The following is a 23,846-nucleotide window of genomic DNA, read 5'->3' on the forward strand; positions in this document are numbered from 1 at the left end:
AAGACTCCTATATTCATAGGAGTCTTTTTATACTTCTACGTTGCTTTTTAAATGGAAGCATTCTTCCCTGCTTCAATTTCTAATGACTCTTCATGCCACCAAAGTGTTTCTTCAGGGTCTTCTTTAGCGATTAGGTGTGCTTCTTTTTTCGTTTCTACTGTAGGATATGAACCTTTTAGCGCACGCCCTGAAGTCGTAACAAATAATACACTAAATACAACTAATCCAATAATACTTACACCCGTCAAATAAAATGCTGGCGCAAGCGGGTTACCAGTTGCATGAACTAAGTATGAACATACGAGCGGTGTTGTTCCACCGAATATCGATACAGAAATATTAAATGAAATCGAAAGTGCTCGATAACGTACATCAGTGAAAAAGAGTGATGGTAATAATGAAGGTAATGTTCCTTCATATACACTTAAGAAGAAACCTAGTACGAAAATACCTGCAAATATAGCTGCAATATGTCCGTTACCTATTAGTAAAAATGCTGGAATTGCAAATACAGTTAAACCAAGTAAACCAATTTGCACGACGCGTTTATTACCAATTTTATCACTTAATTTACCGAAATATAGTGCTAGTGGAATCATAAGTGCCATCGTAATAGAAATAATTAATAAGCCCGTTGTTTCTTTGACTTTAAGTACTTGAGTTAGATAAGAAGGAATATACGAAAGAATCATATAATTCGTAATATTAAAGAAGGCGACAATTACTGTGCTTAATAAGAAGTCTTTTTTGTGATATTTAATAATATCCATAAATGAAAATTGTTCATTGTCTTCAGATTCCTCTTGTGCTTTTTCCATCTCTTCAAAGATTGGAGATTCATCTAGATGACGGCGTAAGTATAAACCGACCAAACCAATTGGTGCAGCTACTAAGAACGGAATACGCCATCCCCAGCTGAGCATTTGCTCATCTGTTAACAATAACGTCAAAATGGTAACAATTACCGATGCAGCAATGTAACCTGAGAGTGTTCCAATTTCAAGACCACTACCGAGTATACCACGCTTTTTATCTGGAGAAGATTCTGCGATATAAACCATTGCTCCTGAATATTCGCCGCCTGTAGAGAAGCCTTGAATCATTCGGGCAACTAAAAGTAGTATTGGTGCCCATACACCAATTTGTTCATAGGTTGGTAGTAATGCGATGAATAATGTAGAAAGTGCCATTAAAATAATAGTAGTACTTAACACGATTTTTCGGCCGTACTTATCTCCTATTCTACCAAAGAATACACCTCCGATTGGTCGAACGAGAAAGGCTGCTGCAAATGTACCGAATGTAAGTACAAGTTGCAATCCACTATTATCAACACCTGAGAAGAATAATTGACTTAAGATAACCGCTAAATACGCGTATAATCCGAAGTCAAACCACTCCATTGCGTTTCCTATACCAGTAGCAATTACTGCTTTCCTGGCTTGTTTAGGATTGACAATATTAACGTCTTGAGGTTCAAAATTTAAATCATTATTTTGTTGCATATAATAAAACAGCTCCTTTTTAATTTAACTTCTTTAAGCACACCTTCTCTTATTGAATAAAATTAATTCGAAGCACTTAAGGAAAATTAACGTCTCCTTATCTGTTATTATTGTTTCACATAATTAATTATTTGTCCAATGAGATGCTCTCTAGGTTAAGTAATTTACTATTTTAAAAAGCTGAAGAAGCCGCTAAAATAGCGCCTTCTTCAGCTTTTATATTTTTTTATATTTTTTTATATTTTTTTAAATACTTGCTGTAGCAGCTATGTTATGAATACAGGAAATAAACTCATAAGTGAATGCGTCAATTTCCTCTTTCGTAATAATATACGGCGGAAGTAATCGAATAATATTCCCTTGTGTTACATCGACTAACATCCCTTTATTCATTAACTCAATCTGTAATTTCTTCACATTTTCTTTCGTGTCATTCACACTTATCCCAAACATCATCCCCGCATGACGTACTTCCTGAATATAATAAGCATTTTCTTTCTGAATATCTTGCAGTTTGTCATTCAAATATAGTGACGTTTCATAAGCTTCTTGCATTAACCCATCATCAAGTAATGTATTTAATACAGTTAAACCTAAAGCTGTTCCCATTGATGAATGAGCAAATGTTGTCCCGTGATCTCCTGGTGAAAATACATCACATAACCTTTCACCTACAATAATTCCTCCTAGCGGTATCCCGCCTCCTGCTCCTTTACCAATTTGAATAATGTCCGGTGTGATATTAAAATTTTGATAAGCAAATAATTTTCCCGTTCGACCCATACCACTTTGAACTTCATCAACGACAAGAAGTACATTATATTTTTCACATAAATTTTGAACACCATGTAAATATTCATTTGATAAAGGATAAATCCCCCCGCTACCTAAAACAGGCTCTAGCATAATTGCAATTGGATTTTCTTTAATAATGATTTCTTCTAATTGGTCTATATTCTCGCGCTCTACTTCATATACAGGAATAGATGTTTTAGGGAAATTTTGATATACCTTTTCTTGTCTCGTAAAATGCAGTGCCCCTAACGTTCTCCCGTGAAAACTATCTTTTAACACAACTACTCCATCACGCTCTTCATTCGCAATAAATCTATATTTATCAATTAATTTTAATGTCGTTTCTGTCGCTTCCGTACCAGAGTTTGTAAAAAAGACTTTTCCGCTTTTTAAAGTACAATCTACTAATTTCTTTGCATACTCAATTGCAACTGGGTTTAAAAAATGAAACGGTAAATGCAACGATTTCGCAACTTGCTCCATTGTCATTTGTACAATTTTAGGATGATTGTATCCTAATACATTTACTCCTACGCCAGAAAATAAATCTAAATACTCTTTACCATCTACATCATACAGTTTACACCCTTCTCCTTTTTCCATTGCAACCTCTGTACGACAATATGTAGACATCATATATTCTTTATCTAATTGAAACCAATCCGACATATTAAATTCCTCCTAGTTATTTTCCCTTTTTTAACGTTCATTCTCTATATAATCGTTTATAAATTAAGTTTTAAGATTGAAATTTTAATAGTGGTTTTCTTCCACCTTTTTAGTAAAACGTGTGCTTTCTCTTCCCGATATTCATTTTTCCATAATTTCTTCTATTTCAACAGGTCCACTACATATGTGTTTTTTTCATCTAGCGGTATGTTACTGCTTTGAACTGTGCGTGTCATACATAATTAAGGCTATAGAATCATATTTAGTAACAATGGACAAAAAAGATTTGGAGGCTATATCGATGGATGAAAACTATGATAAACAGGGGCAATCTATACTAGGGAAAGACTTTAATGAAAATGACGAACGTAATGAACAAGCTAAACTTCACTCTCAAACAGTTGGTTCACGTGGACCCGTACTAGAGCAAGATAGTGTACTGCATGAGTCATTACAAGAATTTATTCATGAAAAAATTTTAGAAAGACCTGTTCATGTAAAAGGATTTGGTGCGTTCGGTTATTTTCAAACGATATATTCGATGTCTGAACATACTAAATTAAGTTTTTTACAAAATTCTAATGAGAAAGTTCCTGTTATGGTGCGATTTTCGTTAGCTGTTAGTACAAAAGGAACACCGGATACTGCTAGAAATGTACGCGGTTTTTCTACAAAATTTTATACAAAAGAAGGAATTTTTGACCTTTTATGTAATCACATTCCTGTTTTTTCTGTTCGTGACCCAATGCGTTTCCCTGAAACGATTCAAGCATTATTGCCTTCACCTAAAAATAACTTAATAGACCCTAATAGATTTTGGAATTTTGTCGCTAAAGCACCTGAATCTATTCATTTTGTTGTCCGTTTATACTCTAATAATGGTACGGCCAAAAGTCTTCGCCACATTCCAGGACATAGTGTTAATACATATGTATGGAGAAATGCGGAAGGTAATCGAAAGTATGTAAAGTATCATTGGTACCCATTTGAAGGTGTACAGTACATTACTAATAAAGAAGCAATTAAACTAGCTGCTGAAAATCCTGATTATAGCGGGAAAGATTTATATGATGCTATTGAAAATGGTAAACCAGTGGAGTATGGTTTATACGTCCAGCTCATGGATCCGAAAGATGAAGCTTACCTATCTTATGATCCTTTAGATGACACAAAAGTATGGGATGAACAGGCGTATCCTCTCATACCAGTCGGGAAAATGGTATTAAATAAAAATCCTGAAAATTTTATGGAACAAGTAGAGAAAGTCGCATTCTCCCCTTCTAATTTACTGGATGGTGCAGAACTATCAGATGATAAAATGCTGCAAGGGCGCGCTAACATTTACAGTGATTCACAAAGAAGAAGAATTGGTCCCGAATTTCGCAAATTAACGATTAACCAACAGCAAGATTGGACACCCGCTAATCAAATTACAAGCGGTGATGGAAGGTACGTTGAAGGTAAACTTGAAAGAACTTCTATAACAAAACAGAATGACTTTACGCAGGCTGGTGAATTTTATACGAAGTTAAAACCGATAGAAAAAGAACATCTCGCTGAGAACTTAGCTAGTGATTTGAAAGTTATATCCGATGATATTAGGGAGATCGTTTTGGGGTATTTCAATCAAGTATCAACTGATTTGAAAACAAGCATTGAGACAGAAATGAAAGAGCATTAAGAAGATTAAAGTATTCTTTACGAATGAGAATTCAAATCTATATTAATTATTTTCTTGTCAAAATCCAATGAGATTATTTAATTTAAAAATATAAAGCCAATATATCCCTGTTCTATAATTAGAACAGGGATATATTGATATAGTTTAATTTTTAACATTACATACTTTATTTTGCTAAAAAATGCAATAAGTTTCCTTTCAAAATAAATTATAGTAAACTATTTTACTTGTACCGTATAATTCCCTGTTCCACCACCATACTTATATACACTTAAGTAATATTTCCCTGGCTTTGCATTATAATTTCCAAGCAATTTGTTTCCATCACGTTTTGTTGCATAAGCTACATAATTATTTAGATCTGATTCAGAATATAATACCCAGTTCAGTCCAAGATTTTGTTCGTTCGTAACAGAAATTTGTAAATCTTTTTGATCCTTTACATCAATAACAAATTTATCCCCCTGATCTTGATCACTCAAGGTTCCTCTTAACAAAATATTCAAAGATAGTGGGTTTGCTGTTTCAAATGAATTATTTGGTTCTTTTTCTACAGCCGTACCTTCTTCCGTATTCACTCCGCTAAACACAACATCATATTCATATTGCCCAGCATTATTTACACGGTAATTTACAAAATAAGCAGTCAATGTTTTATATCCAGTCCACTCTTTTCCTGAAAGACGTTTCAACATATCATTTGTTGCTTCATTCATCACTTTCCAGTCCTCAACTTCTCCTTTAGCCGCACTTCCTGTATATGTCCCCTGTAGTGTAAATGTATTAAAGAATTGTGATTTATTCTTTGTTACTTTCACATCTTTTAATTTCGCTTCATTTGTAATATCTGAAGTAATGTCGGAAAGCGATTTTGGATCATGCTGAGTTAAATACTCATCTGATACTTGTGGAATTGTATACTTATCGCGATTATCAATAAGCATTTGCATATAAGATTGATATTCTTCATTTAACTTATTATCTTTGCTTAATGTAGCACGGTATGCATCGTAACTTGAAACATCATTTGCGCGAATCAAATCATGCACTTTATCGAACATTTCAGGGCGCTTATTATACATATATGATTGCAGCGCAAACGAATAATTATAAAAATCCCACGTTCCATATTTCGCATTTAATGTTTGTGATGCTGTATAACGTTTTGCAGGATCATTAGATAACCCACCAATTATACTTTTTCGCGGTACTACACTATCTAATCGCGTTGCACCTGCAAAGAACTCTGCGTTTCCTTCTTCAAACCATGTTAAACGTTCATTTTGATACATTTCTCCTTGTCCCCATAATCCCTGAACTTCGTACCTTCCCTGTAAGTAGTGCGTAAATTCATGGCGGAATAATTCTTCCAAACTATAAATACTTTGCTCTGGTGTACGTTCATATGTAAAGAAAGTCCCTGTCCCTTCAATATAAATCCCACCATTATTCGTTTCATATCCGTACAGTTGACGATTAAATTGATACTCATCTGGGCTATTATAAATAACCATCGTTAACACATCATCAGCATGTCCACTTTCAAGTGGTTTATCGCTACCAACTGTACGATAAAATTGAGAACGCACTTCTTTTGCCGCCCAGTATAGACGTTTAATTTTCTCTTCGCTAACTTTATCCCCAGCTTTAAAGACAATTGCTCCATCATCAAACGTATACGTTTTCGGTAAATATTTCTTTTTACCCTCTTCTCGAATTTGATCTAAATTTACAGTTTTTCCGTTCGCATCTATTCCTCCATAATTTGTAGTAATTTGTTCTGCCGCAACAAAGTATTGCTCTCCTAAATATGGATAAATTCGCATTGCATCTGTAACAACTTGTTGTCCTTTTGTCGGCGTGCTATGAAGCTTGCCCAATCGTCCAGCATAGTAAATCCCATTATTAATTAACCATCCGTTTTTATTTGTTACTGTACCAAGTAGTGCAAAACGATTTACTTCATTAATAAAGTTATCAATATTTCGAAACCACATCGTATCTTTTGGCTCTTTTCCAGTCGTGTACATATCCGTCTGAATATCAAAGTCAATTCCCTTCATCAACTCATATATAGCGTCTCCTTTTGTTCTGTCTTCAATGAAAGTTGCAAGATTATCATTATATTGTTTAAAAATTTCACCTGCATATAAAACCGTTTCAACATCTGCTGATGCATTTCCAATTAATTTTCCATATGATGCAATTACTTTATTTTGTTCTGATGTACCAAGTTTGAAATTTGGATTTTTTGCAATTGTTTTTAAAGCTGGTAAACATTTATCATGGTAGCTACGCTCATTTAGTTTGCTTAATTCATCATGGTAAAAACCTAAATAAAATGCTGCACGTAGAGCTTCTACTAATGTTTCAATCCCTTTTGAATCATCTTTCGTATAAGCTTGTCCTTGTTCTGCTAGTTTATTAATAATTGCTTGCATTCGACTATCATCTTGATAGAATTTAAGACTATCACTATTAAACTGAAATAATTCTGGAATTTGATACCATTTAATTGTCACAAGAAGATCAGTTAATTGTTTATTATTTAATTGATTTAACTCAGCCATTGAATACTTTTTTTCTTCAGCTAACGGTTTAATATTATCGTTTAGTGCTAGTGGACGCTGCGATAAATCCGCTAATTTTAACCGTTTTGTAAAAGATGCATTTTCTTGTACTTTTGAAGGGTGCGCCAATTCATCAACAGATTTCTGTATTCCTACCGGCTCCATTTGTAATACGTTCTTCACATTTTTCTCTTTTGTCTCTGCTTGAATTTGCAAACCATTACATGTTATTGTCACTAGTCCAACACCAAGAATCCACTTAGAAATTTTCGAATATTTAACCATACCATTGCCCCCTAATAATTTAAAAGAAAATTCAGAATTTTTAAACCGAAAACCTACTTATTTGTATGTATTTACAGTTCCGCTATAAATACAACTATGATTAATAATGCAATAGTAGCTTGTTTTATACTATTACGAGTACAGATTCCTTACATACAATCTCCCTTCCTTACATGTAATACAAGCAAAAACTGTGCCAATCATATTTCTTATGCATGGCCAATATTCTTTTATAAATACTGTAGAATAAAATATACATAGGTGGTTCGGCAATGTATAAATCATTTGACACAAAATCTAATGTTTATGAAGAACAAATTCATTGAATGTTATAAGTTCATTAGCCAGTACATAATTTCCAACTAAAAACATCCCCAATTTTTAAATCTCTCAAAAAAAGGTAAACAATCATATTCCATAAAGCTAATATGTTCGTTTACCTTTTTCTATTTCAAATCAACAGCAAAATATCATTGAATAAAAACAGCATGAATACGTATTTTGTTATTCATTTCTCTTTTTCATATAATCTTTTTCACATTGCAAAGGCTTGAATTTCACTTTTTTCCCTTTCTTCTTTTTCGTTTTTATAACGAGCCATTCCCCTTTTTCAACGTCTAGTTTTAGGCGTTTCATTACATTGATATTATCTTTTTCTTTATAAAGTAAAAATGCTTCTCGCGCCCTCACAAATAAGCTGGGCTGTTCGCTAAATCCACCACTATCATAAATTTTAGTTAGCGAATTATAATAAGAATCATTTTCCTTTCCACCATACATCAAATGGGCAGCCTCCAGATCTCTTTTACTTACTTCCCAAAAACTATGTTCATCAATATTTAAATTAAATGTGGATTTAATGTCCTGTATTTTATTCTTCACATACTTTTCATCTCGAACTTTTCTTTCTTCGAGACAATCCGAAGATAACCTTGGTGCATCTGATTGGGAATGTACAACGTGTTGTATCGATACACACAGAATAAATATGCTTAAAATGTAAAATATTTTTTTCATATTTACATATCACCTCAAATGATTTAGATACTATATCATTTGAGGCTTACAATATTCTTATACTAATAATATAAAAGGCCCTATAATTTAGACTATTATAGGGCCTTTCCTTTTAATATTGCTTTATTAAATTCACCGGCGAAGCCAGTACCTTACTACTTTTTACATCATATAATCCTATAGGTGTTACTCGTATAAAAGGCAAGTGCGTCGCAGAAAAGAATAAAATTGTAAATGCTGGATCATCATACGCGTAGCCACGCTCTTGTAGTAATTTCACCATCTGTTTCTCTTCCTGTATTAATTCACTCATTTTTAAATTAGACATAATCCCGAGCAATGGTAATGCTATTTCGTGTAACACTTCATTGTTTTCTGCTACGACCATTCCACCACCGAGCTCTTTTACTCTACGAAAAGCTGTAAGCATATCTTCTTTACTTTTTCCAATGAGAATCATATCACCTGTGCCGGAATAAGAACTAGCAAGACCACCTAATTCTTTCGCAAAACCTTTTACAACTGTATTTACTCGCCAAGTACCATCACGAGCAATCATCATGAGGAAGCATTCATCATGATCTGTGGATAATTCATCACAGTCTATATTGATTTCACTAGTATATGGTTTTGTAATAACGTTATTTAATAAGTGTATCCCCGTTTTATTAGAGAAAATCATATCCTCTTTTTCTATTGACCAATCTAATGATAATGGAGTTACTTTATATTTACTCCAGTCTATATGTAATGCTTCATGCGTATTTACACCGTCACGCTTCACCCATTTCCCCTTTGCAAGGACACTAATTGGTACTGGGTTTTCTTTACTTTCTAAAATATTGATATTAGCAATTCTACCTGTCGCAATCGAACCATGTACATGTTCCATATTATAATAGCGAGCAATATTATAACTTGCCATATGGTATGCATCTATTACTGGCACTCCTTGTTTTATCGCGGTAGAAATCATTACGTTTGTCATTCCATTTTCATAAAACGAAGGATGTGAGCCGTCTGTAGTAAGTATAAATCTATCAAACTGTTTCACGCCTAATTCCAACAATTCTTTTAATAAAACTTCTAAATCCGGTCTAATGGAAGAATTTCTAAGAGAAACGGTGTAACCTTGCATAAGACGAGTGAAAGCTTCCTGCCCTGTCATCGCTTCATGATCACAATCTGTACCTAACAGTTTTAACTTCGCTAAAGTCGTTTCAGATGCACCCGGAAAATGGCCTTCTACTTTCTTCTGCAATCGCTTCGTTTCCTGCACCCAAGTTAACATTTCATCATCACCATGTAATAATTTTGGCCATGCTGTTAACTCCCCACCTTGAAGAACAGCTTCTTGTTTCAGCCATTCTATTATTTCTTTACTATTAAACAAAGATTCCCCGTTTTGCAATTCAGTCTGTCCATCAAAACGGCACCACCAATACATAGTAGCTGGAATCTTTTTAAATTCCTCTAATAAACGAAATGATTCTTCACGTTTTAATGTGAAAAATAGAGTTAAATTATCATTAATAAAAGTCGTTGTCCCAAATTGCATCGCATGATTTGCTAGCGTCTCTGGGTTATACAACTGATATGGATGTGCATGCGGTTCTATGTAACTGGGAACGACATACTTTCCATCACAATCAATGACTTCACATTTATATAGTTGCTCTGGCAACTTTTCTCCTACATATATAATACGGTCATCATAAATCCAAATATTTGCTTGCATCCATTCACGTATATAGGAATTTAAGTATGTTGCATTCTTTAATAATTTGTGTGGACTTCTTGTACCGTCTATTATTTCAACATGTTCTCGTAATTGCTTGTTACTCCATCTAAACTGATTTTGTCCCAATGTATTTCACTCCAAATCAATTTACTTTTTTATTAAAACAAAATAATTAACAAACTAAAGTATTATCCATTCATAACTCCCCTGTATAGCCCCTATACTTCTCATTATATGGAACACTCTCAAAAATAACAATTTTCAAAACAAACAACACCTCTTTGTCCCACAACAAAAAGGATGTCATGCAACTGACATCTTTTTTAAACTAAACTATAAGATTGAATTGCACTTTGAAATACACTTGTATCATATTTATGTTCTACATATACTTAATACCATATTATGAATGTTAATACTGTCCTTATTTGTGAAATTTAAAAAGCATCTCTTTTATTTACAGCTATTGCAGAAACCTATTCGCTTTTTCTTCATCTATTTATTAAATTCAACTTGCATCATTTTATCAAACTGTGTAAGAATATCAACCGGACCTAAAGAATTAACATTGACAGCAAATGTATGCTTGCCTCCAATTACTCCACCAGCAAAAGTCATAAACCCAGGAATTGATCCTCCGTGCCCCCATACTGAGACACCATTTGGAAGTTTAGTCTCATAGATTCCAAGACCATATCCATCCCCAACCCCTTTTCCTTCTACAGGAACTGTAGTAAGCATTTCTTTTAGCTCGCGTTCCTTCAGTAACTTACCACCGAGTAAAGATGAAAAGAATTTGTTTAAATCATCCGCATTAGAAATCATATCTCCAGCTGCATTAGCTAAACTCGGATTATAATACGTAATGTCTTTCAACTCGCCTGTTTCTTCCATTTTCACATATCCACGAGCATGATTCTTTCCTGGGATGACGGGTGAATTTCCTGGTAAAAACGTATTTGGCAAGTCCAGAGGTTCAATAATTCGCTTTTCAATTTCTTCCGCATAACTATTACCAGTTATTTTTTCAATAAGCATTCCCAATATTACATATCCTGTGTTTGAATACAACCAGTCTTTGCCCGGCGAGAAATCTGGAGGCAGAGAAAGGCCTATTTTCACTATTTCTTCTGCTGTATACGTTTTTTTCGAATTCATTACGTCAGCGTCTTTTGACTTTAAATATTCAGCGATACCACTCGTATGATTCAAAAGTTGTCGTATCGTAATTTGATTTCCATCATACCCATTTCCTTGCACGAGACCCGGCAGCCACTTTTCAATTGGATCGTCAAGTTGTACGCGATTTTCTCCTACTAATTGAAGAACAGTAGTGGCGGTAAAAGTTTTCGTCACACTACCAATCCGAAAGCGAAAATCCGATTTCACCGGTTTCTTTGTAATTAAATCCGCCACGCCAGCAGTATAACTATTAACTTTCCCTTTATTAGACGTCTTAGCTAATACCCCTGGTGCCCCAATTTGTATTGTTTCCTGCATTACTTGTTTCCATCCATTCCGATTCTTTTGATTAGGTTCTTGTGACGAATTAGAAATATTTTGAGTAGACTCTGCTTTCACAGTAAAACCAGGTGTAAATAGAGTAGTACCCGCTAATAAAACTGCTAAACTTGCCAACTTAATTTGATTACGTGTTTTCATAAGGCTTTCTCTCCTCTATTAATATCGTATTGATTCAAGCTATACTTTCATCCTATACGATAAACCTCTCTTTTTTCTTATTCATTCCTTACAAAATACTTACGTTTAAATTTAAATAGGGTAAACTGAGGTAGAGTTATGCATGCAAATAAAAAGAGAACATGTTTTCACTTTTTATGTAAACATGTTCTCATAAACATTTAAAATTCTATATCAGCTTTTCATCCTATTCTTTACACAACTAATCTAAATTCCTTTTTACCAGCCTGCACTAGCATTCATACCATTTCCAATAATAGAAAGTAATAACGGCCATAATACTGGTCCTAATGTAAGAAATACATTTAGAAGTATGAGCATTCTATATCCAACGGTGAAATTGTGATTTTTACGATTAACAAATACTAAACTGATTAATGATATTATAGTCGTTAAAAATAATACTAACATTAGCAACCAATACCACACCATTAAACTAAGACTCCATGGTGTTAATAGCTCATGTATGATGCAAAATGAGATTCCTAATACTGCAAAACTAAAGCTAGTCACCGCTGTTTTTATAAGCCATTTATTTAATTTTTTATCGTATGTATTTTTACAGTATAAATCTATTAAAGTATATAAAGATAAATATGACATTAATACGCCTATCCAAGATAATAACCAATCACCGTCCCCTTGAAATAATAAGAACAGCAACCAACACATACCTACTGCTGAAAAAACAAAGGAAATAAGTATGCTTTTTAATACCGATTTCATTACATTTTCACACCCTTAAAAAATCAAAAATTAATTATAATTTATAAAAATTAAGTATAGGTTAACATGTAATGAAGTATAAGTAAATAAAGTTAATTTACAGTTAATTTCATTTTCTTATTTGAAGGCAGTTTTATATTTGAAAATGATTCATGATAATCAAATTTCTATACTAAAAAGTAAAGGTGGATATTTACATATCCACCTTCCCATCTCCCTCTACCCACTTCATTATTTTTTCCACATCTAACTCCGTATACGTCTTTTCACCATAACGAACAGACTCATATAGCGAAGTAATATTTCTCGTTCTACTAATTCTTTTTAACCACTGTTGCATCGTTTCATAGGATCTTCTCTGTTCATGAAATGGTAATGTTCTTTCCCATTCAACTAACGTTTTTCTTATCGTATCTGTCGGTAACGGCTGTTCAAACTGATGCTTCACTTTCTTGTTCTTTTCAGTTCTATCCGTGTTTTCTTTTGTTATCGATTGTTTATCCTGTTGTATTTCTGATTTCGTTACCTTTTTCCTCATTAATTTATAAAAAACATATAGAATAACCACTGCAATAATTACATAAAAAACGACACTAATCCATGAATTTGAAAGAACAGAAAACACATCAGTCCATGAATTTTTTCGTACAAAAAGTGGAATTTTCCTATCTATTTTTGTTCTTGTATCTACAACTCCTGTTTCTTCATCTATAATTCTTTCAGGTTCATCAAACTGTGAGTCTACACTAGTAAAATCATAATTTCTTTCTGATATTGTCTCCGTCTTACTAGAAAAAAGCCCTTTTACTATGTCTTGTACATGCACAACACCTTGTGAAAACGTTATCGCACTAACCGTAAAGAAAAGTAGTATTAATACTCTAACACTCCACAACTTTACTTCCATATGTCTCTCTTTATTAACCATGACATAAACCCCTTCTTATTCTTTAATTACAACCCATTTATTCGTTCTGGTGTATTTCCTTGGGGAAGTACCAAGAATTAAAGGAACTGCATCCAATTCTTTTCGACGAAAGCCTGCTGTGTAAAAATAAGTGGAAGATACAGGAGTATCTTGGTCCGATATTGAGGCAAGTACTTTTAATATATTTTGCAAATGTTTCCGATTATCCCCATTTTTTATATGTAGCAAACCGTTATCTTTTACACTATTGATCCATACTTCAAACGAACAGTTTTGCATAAGAAGTTGTTTGCATATACCTGCTGTTAATTCAATTAGTTCCTCTGTATCATTTCGCAAAGAAATACCGCTTTTATTTTGCAAGTTGAGGTAAATCGCGTATTTATCTGATTGCGTTCGCTCGTACTTTTTCGCAGTTATCGTCCCTGTTTTCGCTGTTGCACTCCAGTGGATAGAACGAAAATCTTCATTTTTATAAGACTTTACTCCCATTACTTTCGTTTCATCATATAAGGGTGATGACATCGCTTTTCGAAATCCTCGTGACCATTCTTGTAATTCAGGAACTTGTATTTTCGGAACAGCTGGTAAGACTAAATAGGAGGGCGTATCAACTTGTTTATATGTGATATGGTTCGTTATAAATCCAAAGAGATCAGTAATAACAATTTCAACCTCTTCCCATTTCGCAATGCCTCTTTTTAATGCCACAGCTTGTAAATCAAATGAAACTGACTCTCTTCCTTTTAAATTAAAATTCATATAATAATTTGAACCTGTACTATTATTTTTATTTATTTCATCATGATTCCAAGTTATCTTATTTTCACATTTAAATCGGAATACAACATTAAAAATAGGGAAAATTGATTTGTTTGAAATTTTTATTTTGCACCTGTTCGTTTCACCGATAAAAACATTCGAATTTCCTTGATCGTATTCCCAGTTAACACGAGATACTTTACGTATATAAACATGCATAGCACCTATTAAAATTACATATAAAAATACGAGAGATAATATGAGTAGATTACTTGAAAATACACTTAAAATAACGGCTACAACTGACATAACTCCTATTACGAAAGGCTCCGCTAAAGGTGTATACACAAGTTGTTGATTCATCGTACATTCTCCACCGGCACATTAATCGTATGAAGAATTTCTTTCATGATTTGTTCTTTTGTTGTTTTCATCTCCCCTTCAATTGTCAACGTTAAACGATGAGCGCATATAGATGCAGCAAGTATCTTTATATCATCTGGCGTACAGTAATCTCTTTCATTTAATATAGCCCGTGCTTGAATCGCTCTCATAAATGCCAACGTCCCCCGCGGACTTACACCAATTTCAATTAGCTCATGCTTACGCGTTGCCTCAATAATTTCAAGAAGATAATCTTGCACATCATTTCCTACTAACACTTCTCTTGCACGTTTTTGCATCATAATAATTTCTTCACTTGAAATAATAGAGTGTAATGTTTCTAACGGATCATTCGTTTGAAACCGATTCATCATTTCCTTTTCAGCTTCTCTCGTAGGATAACCTTGGCGAATCGTAAGTAAAAATCGGTCTAATTGAGCATCAGGTAAAGGAAATGTACCAGCAGATTCAAGAGGATTTTGCGTTGCAATTACTAAAAAAGGTTCTGGTAATGAATGCGTCTGTTTCGCAATTGTAACAGTACGCTCTTCCATAACTTCGAGTAACGAAGATTGTGTTCTCGGTACAGCCCGATTAATTTCATCCACTAATACTATATTTGCAAAAATAGGACCTAACCTCGTTTTAAAATCCGATTCCTTCACATTAAAATATTCAAGACCAATAACATCTCCGGGCAAAGTATCCGCTGTAAATTGTATTCTTTGAAATTTTGCGTCCACGCTTTTAGCCAAACTTTTCGCTAGTGTTGTTTTTCCTGTCCCCGGTACATCTTCTAATAAAATATGTCCTTTTGCTATTAGAGCAATGGCTGCAAGTTCTATGGATTCATCTTTTCCTATAATAACTTTCGAAATATTATTAGTGATTTTCTTTAAAATGTTCATATATTTATCCCCCGTCTTCGCTTATTCAGAAAATTAAGAATTATTATTTTCCAAATTATAACACATACTGATAAAAGTAAATATATTCCTGTAAAAATAAAAAAGATGACCTTAGCACTATAAGCTAAAGTCATCTTTTTCTATCTCATTATTTTACTAACTCTCCATTATAAGCTTTTATATTAAGCGGAGCAGTTAAAAATTGTGCTGCTTTACTAACGAAAGATGTGAAGTGTTCACTCGTATTATGGCTCGCAACTGCTGCTTCATCTTTCCACACTTCTACCATCGTATAAACACTTTCTTTTTCTGTATCTTTATATAAGTCATAAGATACATTTCCACTTTCTTCTCTTGAACCGTGAATGAGTGGCTGAATTTCTTCTAAAAATGCTTGTTGTTTTGCTGGATCTACTTGAAATATTGCGTGAATAATAATCATGGTGTTTCCCCTTTCATATTCCACTTATTTCTTTAAAATTACTTCCACTCTGCAACTTTTTCAATTGGAAGACGTACTGATTGGTAACCACTGTCAGCAGCTTTTCCGATTGAAATTAACATAACTGGTACGTGACGGTCTTTATCTAGTCCGAAAGCTTCTGCGATTTGATCTTTCTCAAATCCACCAATTGGACAAGTGTCATAGCCGTGAGCACGTGCTGCTAACATAAATTGCATCGCTACAAGACCACCGTCAATTAATACAGTGTCTTTCATTACTTCTGGTGTAACCATTGAAAAGTAACCTGAAAGTTTTTTCATTTGATCTTCTTTTACTTCAGCTGGCATAAGTCCGCGCTCTACTGCTGTACCATAAATTTCTTCTGCGTTATCAAAGTTGTTTAAGTCACCGAATACAGCGATCATTGCTGAAGATGTTTCTACTTGAGATTGATTGAATTTCGCAAGTGGTGCAAGTGTTGCTTTTGCTTCGTCACTTTCAATCACAAGGAATCTCCATGGTTGCATGTTTACTGAAGATGGTGCAAGTGTTGCTTCTGTAAGAATTTCTGTCATTTCTTCTTTGCTAATTTTCACTGAAGGGTCGTACTTACGAATTGAACGACGTCCTGTTAAAATTTCGTTAAAATCATTTGTTTTTACTGAGTTAGTCATAGTTGTATTCTCCCTTTTTTATAATTCTTTTATATTTTCTTGAATGTGGTTTAACATATTTAAAAGATTGTCGCGTTCTTCTTCACTTAATCCTTTAAATGCAGATGCTGCAAAACGTTCTTTTTCCTCTTGAAACGCTTGAATTTTATTTCGTCCCTCTTCAGTAAGAGAAACTAACGTAATTCTGTTATCATCTGGATTTTTACGTCTTACAATCATTTCATTGGCCTCAAGCTGCTTTAAATGCCTCGTTATCGCAGCATTATCAATATTCACTTCTTGCTGAAGTGCTTTTTGACTAATTTCACCTACTTCATATAACTGAAGTATAAGCTCTAATCGAGACTGGCTCATACCCGTACACCCTTCAAATTTCGAACTTACTTCTTTATTTAGAAAGTGTAATTTATATAAAATAATCGCTTCTTTTGAGCATGAACTTGTCAAATTACCCCTCCTTTACAATCAAAATGAAAACATTTGATGTATCAATAGTTGATATGTCAATTAATATAATCTATATCGATTTAGAATGCAAGCATTTTGTTTTCATTTTATTTTTTCCAAATTAAGGCGCTTTGTAGCGTTACAAATAATGTTAATTGCACTATAATAATACTAATTTAAAGAACTGGAGAGTGATTGATAATGCGGCAATACACAAATAGAAATGAGGAAATGAAAATGGAAAATGAAATGAGGATATTGATATATGACAACAATAAATATAGGGATTGTCGCGCACGTAGACGCTGGCAAGACGAGTTTGACTGAGCGTATTCTTTATGAAACGAATGTGATTAAAGAAATTGGCCGAGTAGATAGTGGTAATACACAAACTGACTCAATGGAATTAGAAAGACAACGCGGAATTACGATTAAAGCATCTGTCGTTTCTTTCTTTATTGATGATGTAAAAATAAATGTCATTGATACACCTGGACACGCTGATTTTATCGCTGAAGTGGAGCGATCATTCCGCGTTCTAGACGGTGCGATTTTAGTTATCTCTGCCGTTGAAGGTGTGCAAGCACAAACAAAAATTTTAATGCGAACATTACAGAAACTAAACATACCGACAATTTTATTCGTTAATAAAATTGATCGTAGTGGAGCAAACACTGAAAAAGTTATGAAACAAATAAAAGAGGTTCTTTCAAATGAAGCATTCCCCTTCTACTCTGTTCTAAACGAAGGAGCGAAAGAAGCCCGGATCATTGAATATAAATCATATGACGATTGTATGGAACTGTTAGCACCATTTAATGAATCATTACTTGAGTCATATGTAAATAACGAAATAATACCGGACGCACTATTAAGAGAAAAACTAGAACAGCAAATACAGCAAGCAAGTGTGTATCCAATCTTTTTCGGTTCAGCAATGACAGGTATAGGAGTAACAGAACTACTTGACAAACTTCCGGCCCTAATGCCGGCTCTTACATCGGCACAAGAGGAACCATTATCCGGTGTTGTTTTTAAAATTGAACGTGAACCTTCTGGAGAAAAGGTTGCTTATATAAGAGTTTTTTCAGGTAGCTTACATGTTAGAAAATATGTTGATATACAGCGCGATGAGTCTCTACCACATAAAGAAAAGATTAAAAAAATGTGTATGTTTCATAGCGGAAATGCTGTTCAATCTACTATCGTTCCTAGCGGAGAATTTTGCAAAGTGTGGGGACTGAATGATATAAAAATTGGTGATATTATTGGTGAACGTACGGATTATATAAAAGATATTCACTTTGCCGAACCACAAATGGAAGCTTCCATTGATGCAGTATCAAAAGAAAGAATTCATGATTTATACGCTGCACTTATGGAGCTATGTGAAGAAGATCCACTTATTAAAGTGTGGAAAGATGATGTTCATAATGAACTATACATTCGCCTTTTCGGTGAGGTACAAAAAGAAGTAATTGAAACAACACTTTATGAGAAATATAATTTGCAAGTTACTTTTTCAAATACGCGAGTTGTATGTATCGAGAAACCAATTGGCTTAGGCAATTCTGTTGAAGTAATGGGTGAAAAAGAGAATCCATTTTACGCAACAGTCGGATTCAAAGTTGAACGTGGTGAACTTAACTCTGGCGTAACATATCACTTAGGGGTTGAACTCGGATCACTACCTTTAGCATTCCATAAAGCAATTGAAGATACGGTATTTCAAACGTTAAAACAAGGATTATATGGATGGGAAGTTACAGATATTATCGTCACGTTAACACATACTGGTTATGCTAGTCCTGTTACAACAGCAAGTGACTTTAGAAATTTGACACCGATCGTATTAATGGATGCTTTAAAGCAAGCTGAAACATATGTATATGAACCAGTAAATGAGTTTGAATTAACTGTACCGGAGCACGCAATTAGTACTGCAATGTATAAACTCGCTGCCGTTCCAGCAACTTTTGCAGAGCCTATATTCCATTACAATTCTTATCAGTTAACAGGATCATTACCTGTTGCGAAAACAGAGAGTTTCAAACGAATACTACATTCATTTACAGAAGGAGAAGGCATATTTACAACGAAGCCAGCTGGTTTCACAAAGCTTATGGCTCCCTTCCCTACTCGAAAACGTGTTGATTATAATCCGCTGAACCGAAAAGATTATTTGCTTCATGTGTTGAAGGCTTATTAAAAGTAAAAGAGGTGCAATTCGCACCTCTTTTTGCATGTATTGATAAGTTATTTTTTCCTAACAACTTCTTTAAGCTTTTCTATTATATTTGCTATCGCTTCAATTGAATTCTCTGTTTCATATTCCCCAACATTTACAGAATGATTTGCATTTTTGAAAACGTCGATCGTTAAATTCGTTTTATATAACTGATCAATTTGATTTGCATTATAATGGTGATCTTTATCCCCAATAACTAAAAGCCCTTCGTGACTACTATGTAAAATAGAATCAAAAATAGATTCAAAAGTTAGTAAAGGTGTAAGTACTATCATTTTTGACTGTAAAAAATCGTCTCTCCTCATTAAATCATTTGCAATCGGAATTGTTCCGAGTGATTTCCCTAAAAACAAAGTCTCGTTGTATTGCTCATCTTTTAATACTTCTTTCATTATAGGATGAATATCATCCATCATTACTTTCGTTACTTCTTCCATTGGTTTATTCATTAATTGTCCATCAAAGGAATAATGAATATGTATAACATCTATTTTATGTTCAAGCATTAACATCGTTGCATAATAAAATAACGGTTTATCGTAATTGTATCCTGAACCTGAGAACATAAAGCAAATCCTACTAGAACCTTTTTCGATATGTGTGTAACGAATTACTTTATCATCTATATGTATTTCTTTTTTAGTCCCCTTCACCCTTTTCCCCTCCGAATACATTTAATTTTGTAAAACGATATGTTCTGTATGAACTGCTATCTCCTTTACCTTCTCTTTTATAAATGCAGGCTGTAAGTTATATGCATCTAACTCTTCTACCGGCACCCACTTAAACAAATACGTTCTACCCTCTTCTTCCAAAATATATTGATCCGCTCCATTCGCAGGTAATTCATGTAGCTCTACTTCATAATAAAAACTAATCTCATGAAACTTTCGCTCAGAAAGTGTAAAGAAATTTTCTACTGTCCATATTAATCTCTTCTCTTTCATAGGAACAGCTAGTTCTTCTGCAAGTTCTCGTTTTAACGCAGCTTCACTATTTTCTAGCATTTTCACTCTTCCGCCTGGTACATACCAATAATCTTCCCCTTTGTTTTGAAGAATAAGTATTTTATTATCCTGTTTACAAATTGCTCCAACGCGGTAATTAAAACATGTTTCCTCAACTTTAAACGTAAGATCCATCCGTAATGCCCCCTCATATAAATATCGAATTATTACAAAACAATTATGTAATTACTGTACAAATAAGGTTACTAAATTTATTCACTTCATTCAATGATTTTCGAATTTTCTAAACTATTATTTTTCATCATTACAATTGTATATACATATGTTACAATCATATTGCACACTAGAAAACATTATGGGGGTACGGATGGAAACGTTATTAATCCAGCAAACTGAGAAATCAAATAAGTTTTGGAAAATCGTTGTGAAAGAAAAAGACTATGTTGTGTTTTACGGAAAAATTGGCACAGCTGGCAGTGTGAAAGCGAAAGAGTTTGAAACAGAAGAAGAATGTATGAAAGAAGCTAATAAACTAGTTGCTTCCAAACGTAAAAAAGGATATATAGACCCTATTCAAGGGGAAGATTACATAAAAGAAAAGACGATAACCGAAGAAGAATTTTGGGAACTACTTCATCGGGCAAAAACGAAAGGTGAGGACCAAGAAGAACAAATAGAATGGCTTACTTCCCACCTTGCTAAACGTACAGTACATGAAATTGTAGCTTTTGATACGCATATGCATCGTATTTTGAAAGATTCCTATACCACCCGTTTATGGGCAGCAGCCTACATTATTATGGGTGGCTGTTCAGATGATACTTTCGATTACTTCCGCGGATGGTTATTATATCAAGGAAAAGAGACATACGAAGCTTGTATTGAAAATCCAGAACGATTAATTCCTGTATCAGAAAACTTGAGTGAGTATGACGTCCCAGAGATTGAAGAACTTACTCTATATTTCGGGCAAGAAGTTTACATGGAGAAGACTGGGGATGAAGATGATACTTACTTTACACTATACCATGTCTTAACAAATGAAGAGTTTGAGGAAGTTGATATCGAGTTAGATTGGGATGAAGACGATGAGGAAGGTTTAAAAAAGATGTTTCCTAAGCTATGGGAGATGTACGGGGAAGAACCGATTGAGTGGTAGATTCATATTAGGACTCTGTTTAACCAATAAACAGAGTCCTTTTTTCACAAGATTCTTATTTAAACTCTCTTTATTCCATACCACTTATCCAATAACATCTTTTCTCTTTCCCTTGAAATCCCTGCTTTTAATTCCCAATTCTCCATACTCTTCATCCACTTATACACATCTGTAACTGTATGTTCTAAACTTCTAAAAGTAAGTCCTTCTTTAACAGCACTTGCAATACTAATAGAAAACCCACCTTTCCACGGCTTCGTTTCCCCTTCTAATGGAAAAGTTTCTGGAATCCATAAGGGCATTTCTGTCCAAGGCTGCACATTATGTTCACTCATAAACGATTCGCCTATCCAAACAAATTCAGCATCGCTATTCGTAAACTTTTTACACGTATTTAATAGTTCTTCCATCGTCAATTCATCATTCGGACCTGTTATATTGAATGTACCTGTTTTATTATTTTCTGCCATGTTGAGTCCAAAGCTCGCGACATCTTTTATATCAACTATTTGCACTGGACGATCTTTTCTTCCTGGAACTAACACTTTACCTCCTTTGGCTACACGCTGAATCCAGTATGGAAGCCGATCTGTATAATCAAACATCCCTGAAAGAAGTCCTGCTCTTACGTGTAAAACACGCCTCGGCCAATACTTCTCTGCTTCTTTTTCACATAATACTTTCAGCGCACCATAATGCTCATAAGGAGAAACTTTACCATTCTCTACAGCCTTTATTTGCTCTTCCGTTGGTTCAGGTTGTAATATATAGTCTTCTTTTATGTCATGCAAGATCCAATCTTTATATACGGAAAGGCTTGAGATGAATATATAATGTTTTATATTATCTTTTAAGACACCTCCAATATTCCGAATGTGATGCGGAGAAAACCCACATGTATCCACGACAACATCCCATTTTCGATTCTCTAAACTCGATACATCACCATTTCTGTCACCGATAAGTTGCTCCACTTCAGGAAAAATTTCTTTGTTTGTTCCGCGGTTAAATAATGTAACTTCATGCCCTCTCTGTAAAGCCTCTTCTACGAAAGCTCTTCCTAAAAATCGTGTACCACCTAGAATTAATATCTTCATAGTTCTCCCCCATTCATGATTGAAAATCCTTTCTTTTGTTAAACGATTTTTTGTTGTGGAAAGTTACGGGGAAAGCTTAATTTTTTCTACAAGTTCAATATATGTAATTTCGACACTTTTTCTATGTTAAAAACAATAATATAGAAATATTCATTCTGTCGATTTCCATTTCATATATAATTAAAATATCGGATATTCGATTAACCACTTATACATACTTAGGCAGGTGAAAAATATTAATAAACACATAGTTTATCATTCAACATTATGTATTTATTTTCTCACATCACTTGTATATATCATCTTGCTGAACATAGAAAATGGTCGTAATTATTTGGGGTTTACCATGGTTGTTCCACTTTTAGCTGTTATTTTATTTCAAAAATTATTTAAGAAACAAAACTTAGTTCACACATTTGGATTTTCACGTCCCAAAATAAAAACACTAATTTTCTCCATATTATTGCCACTACTTCTAGGACTATGTCTCCATTTCTATTTTTATAATGATGATATAAAGTTCTTATATCATCATTGGAATGAATTAGGATTTCTCTTGCTCGTTGGTCTTACAGTCGGATTTTTATCTGCATTATTAGAAGAGATTATATGGCGTGGGAATTTTCATTACTATTTACGAAAAAAATATTCATTCAAACAAACAGCTATTATTATAGCTTTTCTCTGGTCTTTATGGCATATTCCAGTAGCAATCTTTTATAAAAACTATGAGTTTTGGTTTGTAGGAATATTAAGTTATCTTGCTTTATTATTTATACTATCTATCATTTTGACGTACACAAGGGAATATGGTGGTTCCGTAATATCACCAGCAATTTTACATGGTATGTTTAATGTATTTTATTTAACAGATGTAGTACAAAACAAGTGGGATGCCAGCCTAATAGAATTAATTAAATTTACCTTACTAGCAATTGTGCTGGGCACGATGTATCTTATACTGCACAAAGTTAAAAAATAGTTAAACAGCTAAGAAAAAAGATGTTTCTTCTTTTAGTTGAAAGCAGCCTTAATAGATTAAAAAGTACTTCAACACCTTGCAATTATTTAATAATCGTATAGGTGTTGAAGTTTTATAATCTTAGTTACATAACTTTGTTAACACCACACTTTTT

General features: G+C 33.8%; 20 protein-coding genes. 4 read left to right on the forward strand and 16 right to left on the reverse strand.

All coding sequences use genetic code 11. The annotated features are described in order from the left end of the window. Positions 1-47: 47 nt before the first annotated feature. Together ACTJJY_RS08080 and ACTJJY_RS08085 are read right to left on the reverse strand one after the other, a co-directional pair. On the reverse strand, positions 48-1,505 hold the full coding sequence (locus tag ACTJJY_RS08080) for an MFS transporter (protein WP_001186932.1): 1,458 nt from the start codon (positions 1,503-1,505) through the stop codon (positions 48-50). Between the two features lie 246 nt (positions 1,506-1,751). Further along, positions 1,752-2,969: an aspartate aminotransferase family protein gene (locus ACTJJY_RS08085; protein ID WP_440605342.1), complete on the reverse strand. Its 1,218-nt coding sequence runs from the start codon at positions 2,967-2,969 to the stop codon at positions 1,752-1,754. Positions 2,970-3,270: 301 nt separating this feature from the next. On the opposite strand from ACTJJY_RS08085, the gene ACTJJY_RS08090 reads away from it, so the two are divergent. Further along, positions 3,271-4,650 carry a catalase gene (locus ACTJJY_RS08090; protein WP_000344192.1) on the forward strand — a complete coding sequence of 460 codons (1,380 nt, stop codon included), beginning with the start codon at positions 3,271-3,273 and terminating at the stop codon, positions 4,648-4,650. A 218-nt stretch (positions 4,651-4,868) separates the two neighbouring features. On the opposite strand, the gene colA is transcribed toward ACTJJY_RS08090, so the two are convergent. From colA to ACTJJY_RS08145, 11 genes are all read right to left on the reverse strand, one after another. Next, positions 4,869-7,505 carry a collagenase ColA gene (colA, locus tag ACTJJY_RS08095; RefSeq protein ID WP_095690646.1) on the reverse strand — a complete coding sequence of 879 codons (2,637 nt, stop codon included), beginning with the start codon at positions 7,503-7,505 and terminating at the stop codon, positions 4,869-4,871. Between the two features lie 504 nt (positions 7,506-8,009). After that, on the reverse strand, positions 8,010-8,522 hold the full coding sequence (locus tag ACTJJY_RS08100; RefSeq protein ID WP_098976370.1) for a hypothetical protein: 513 nt from the start codon (positions 8,520-8,522) through the stop codon (positions 8,010-8,012). Positions 8,523-8,634: 112 nt separating this feature from the next. Next, a complete protein-coding gene (locus tag ACTJJY_RS08105; protein WP_053564129.1) occupies positions 8,635-10,389 on the reverse strand; it encodes an adenine deaminase C-terminal domain-containing protein in 1,755 nt (584 codons plus the stop codon). A 369-nt stretch (positions 10,390-10,758) separates the two neighbouring features. Next, positions 10,759-11,925 (reverse strand): serine hydrolase domain-containing protein, encoded by a 1,167-nt coding sequence (locus ACTJJY_RS08110; protein WP_043936964.1) that lies wholly within the window; start codon positions 11,923-11,925, stop codon positions 10,759-10,761. A 258-nt stretch (positions 11,926-12,183) separates the two neighbouring features. Then, entirely contained in the window at positions 12,184-12,690 is a 507-nt protein-coding gene (locus tag ACTJJY_RS08115; protein WP_000843829.1) for a DUF3902 family protein, read from the reverse strand. Between the two features lie 193 nt (positions 12,691-12,883). After that, entirely contained in the window at positions 12,884-13,618 is a 735-nt protein-coding gene (locus ACTJJY_RS08120; protein WP_141241026.1) for a signal peptidase II, read from the reverse strand. A 15-nt stretch (positions 13,619-13,633) separates the two neighbouring features. Beyond that, on the reverse strand, positions 13,634-14,743 hold the full coding sequence (locus tag ACTJJY_RS08125; RefSeq protein ID WP_095690643.1) for a DUF58 domain-containing protein: 1,110 nt from the start codon (positions 14,741-14,743) through the stop codon (positions 13,634-13,636). Next, positions 14,740-15,672 (reverse strand): AAA family ATPase, encoded by a 933-nt coding sequence (locus tag ACTJJY_RS08130; RefSeq protein ID WP_095690642.1) that lies wholly within the window; start codon positions 15,670-15,672, stop codon positions 14,740-14,742. Before ACTJJY_RS08130 ends, ACTJJY_RS08125 begins: the two co-directional genes overlap by 4 nt. A 148-nt stretch (positions 15,673-15,820) precedes the next feature. Continuing rightward, positions 15,821-16,114, reverse strand: coding sequence for a putative quinol monooxygenase (locus ACTJJY_RS08135; protein ID WP_000583805.1), 294 nt, complete (start codon positions 16,112-16,114; stop codon positions 15,821-15,823). Positions 16,115-16,152: 38 nt separating this feature from the next. Further along, positions 16,153-16,791: a nitroreductase family protein gene (locus ACTJJY_RS08140; protein WP_095690641.1), complete on the reverse strand. Its 639-nt coding sequence runs from the start codon at positions 16,789-16,791 to the stop codon at positions 16,153-16,155. Positions 16,792-16,809: 18 nt separating this feature from the next. Beyond that, positions 16,810-17,238 (reverse strand): MarR family winged helix-turn-helix transcriptional regulator, encoded by a 429-nt coding sequence (locus ACTJJY_RS08145; RefSeq protein WP_000204172.1) that lies wholly within the window; start codon positions 17,236-17,238, stop codon positions 16,810-16,812. Positions 17,239-17,503: 265 nt separating this feature from the next. Between ACTJJY_RS08145 and ACTJJY_RS08150 the strand changes: the two genes are divergently transcribed. Continuing rightward, on the forward strand, positions 17,504-19,447 hold the full coding sequence (locus ACTJJY_RS08150) for an elongation factor G (protein ID WP_000207806.1): 1,944 nt from the start codon (positions 17,504-17,506) through the stop codon (positions 19,445-19,447). Between the two features lie 47 nt (positions 19,448-19,494). Here ACTJJY_RS08150 and ACTJJY_RS08155 read toward each other — a convergent pair whose 3' ends face one another. After that, positions 19,495-20,160: an alpha/beta hydrolase gene (locus ACTJJY_RS08155; protein ID WP_141558569.1), complete on the reverse strand. Its 666-nt coding sequence runs from the start codon at positions 20,158-20,160 to the stop codon at positions 19,495-19,497. Then, entirely contained in the window at positions 20,161-20,628 is a 468-nt protein-coding gene (locus ACTJJY_RS08160) for an NUDIX hydrolase (protein WP_098976368.1), read from the reverse strand. Between the two features lie 193 nt (positions 20,629-20,821). On the opposite strand from ACTJJY_RS08160, the gene ACTJJY_RS08165 reads away from it, so the two are divergent. Beyond that, positions 20,822-21,613 (forward strand): DUF4240 domain-containing protein, encoded by a 792-nt coding sequence (locus tag ACTJJY_RS08165; protein WP_440605343.1) that lies wholly within the window; start codon positions 20,822-20,824, stop codon positions 21,611-21,613. Between the two features lie 59 nt (positions 21,614-21,672). On the opposite strand, the gene ACTJJY_RS08170 is transcribed toward ACTJJY_RS08165, so the two are convergent. Beyond that, complete coding sequence (locus tag ACTJJY_RS08170; protein ID WP_440605344.1) at positions 21,673-22,710, reverse strand: SDR family oxidoreductase; 1,038 nt, start codon at positions 22,708-22,710, stop codon at positions 21,673-21,675. Between the two features lie 226 nt (positions 22,711-22,936). Here ACTJJY_RS08170 and ACTJJY_RS08175 point away from each other — a divergent pair, with 226 nt between their 5' ends. Continuing rightward, positions 22,937-23,692 carry a CPBP family intramembrane glutamic endopeptidase gene (locus ACTJJY_RS08175; RefSeq protein ID WP_084746152.1) on the forward strand — a complete coding sequence of 252 codons (756 nt, stop codon included), beginning with the start codon at positions 22,937-22,939 and terminating at the stop codon, positions 23,690-23,692. The last annotated feature ends 154 nt before the right edge of the window (positions 23,693-23,846 follow it).

It is taken from the genome of Bacillus sp. 22475, assembly GCF_052044835.1.
In the GTDB taxonomy this organism is placed as follows: Bacteria; Bacillota; Bacilli; order Bacillales; family Bacillaceae_G; genus Bacillus_A; species Bacillus_A cereus.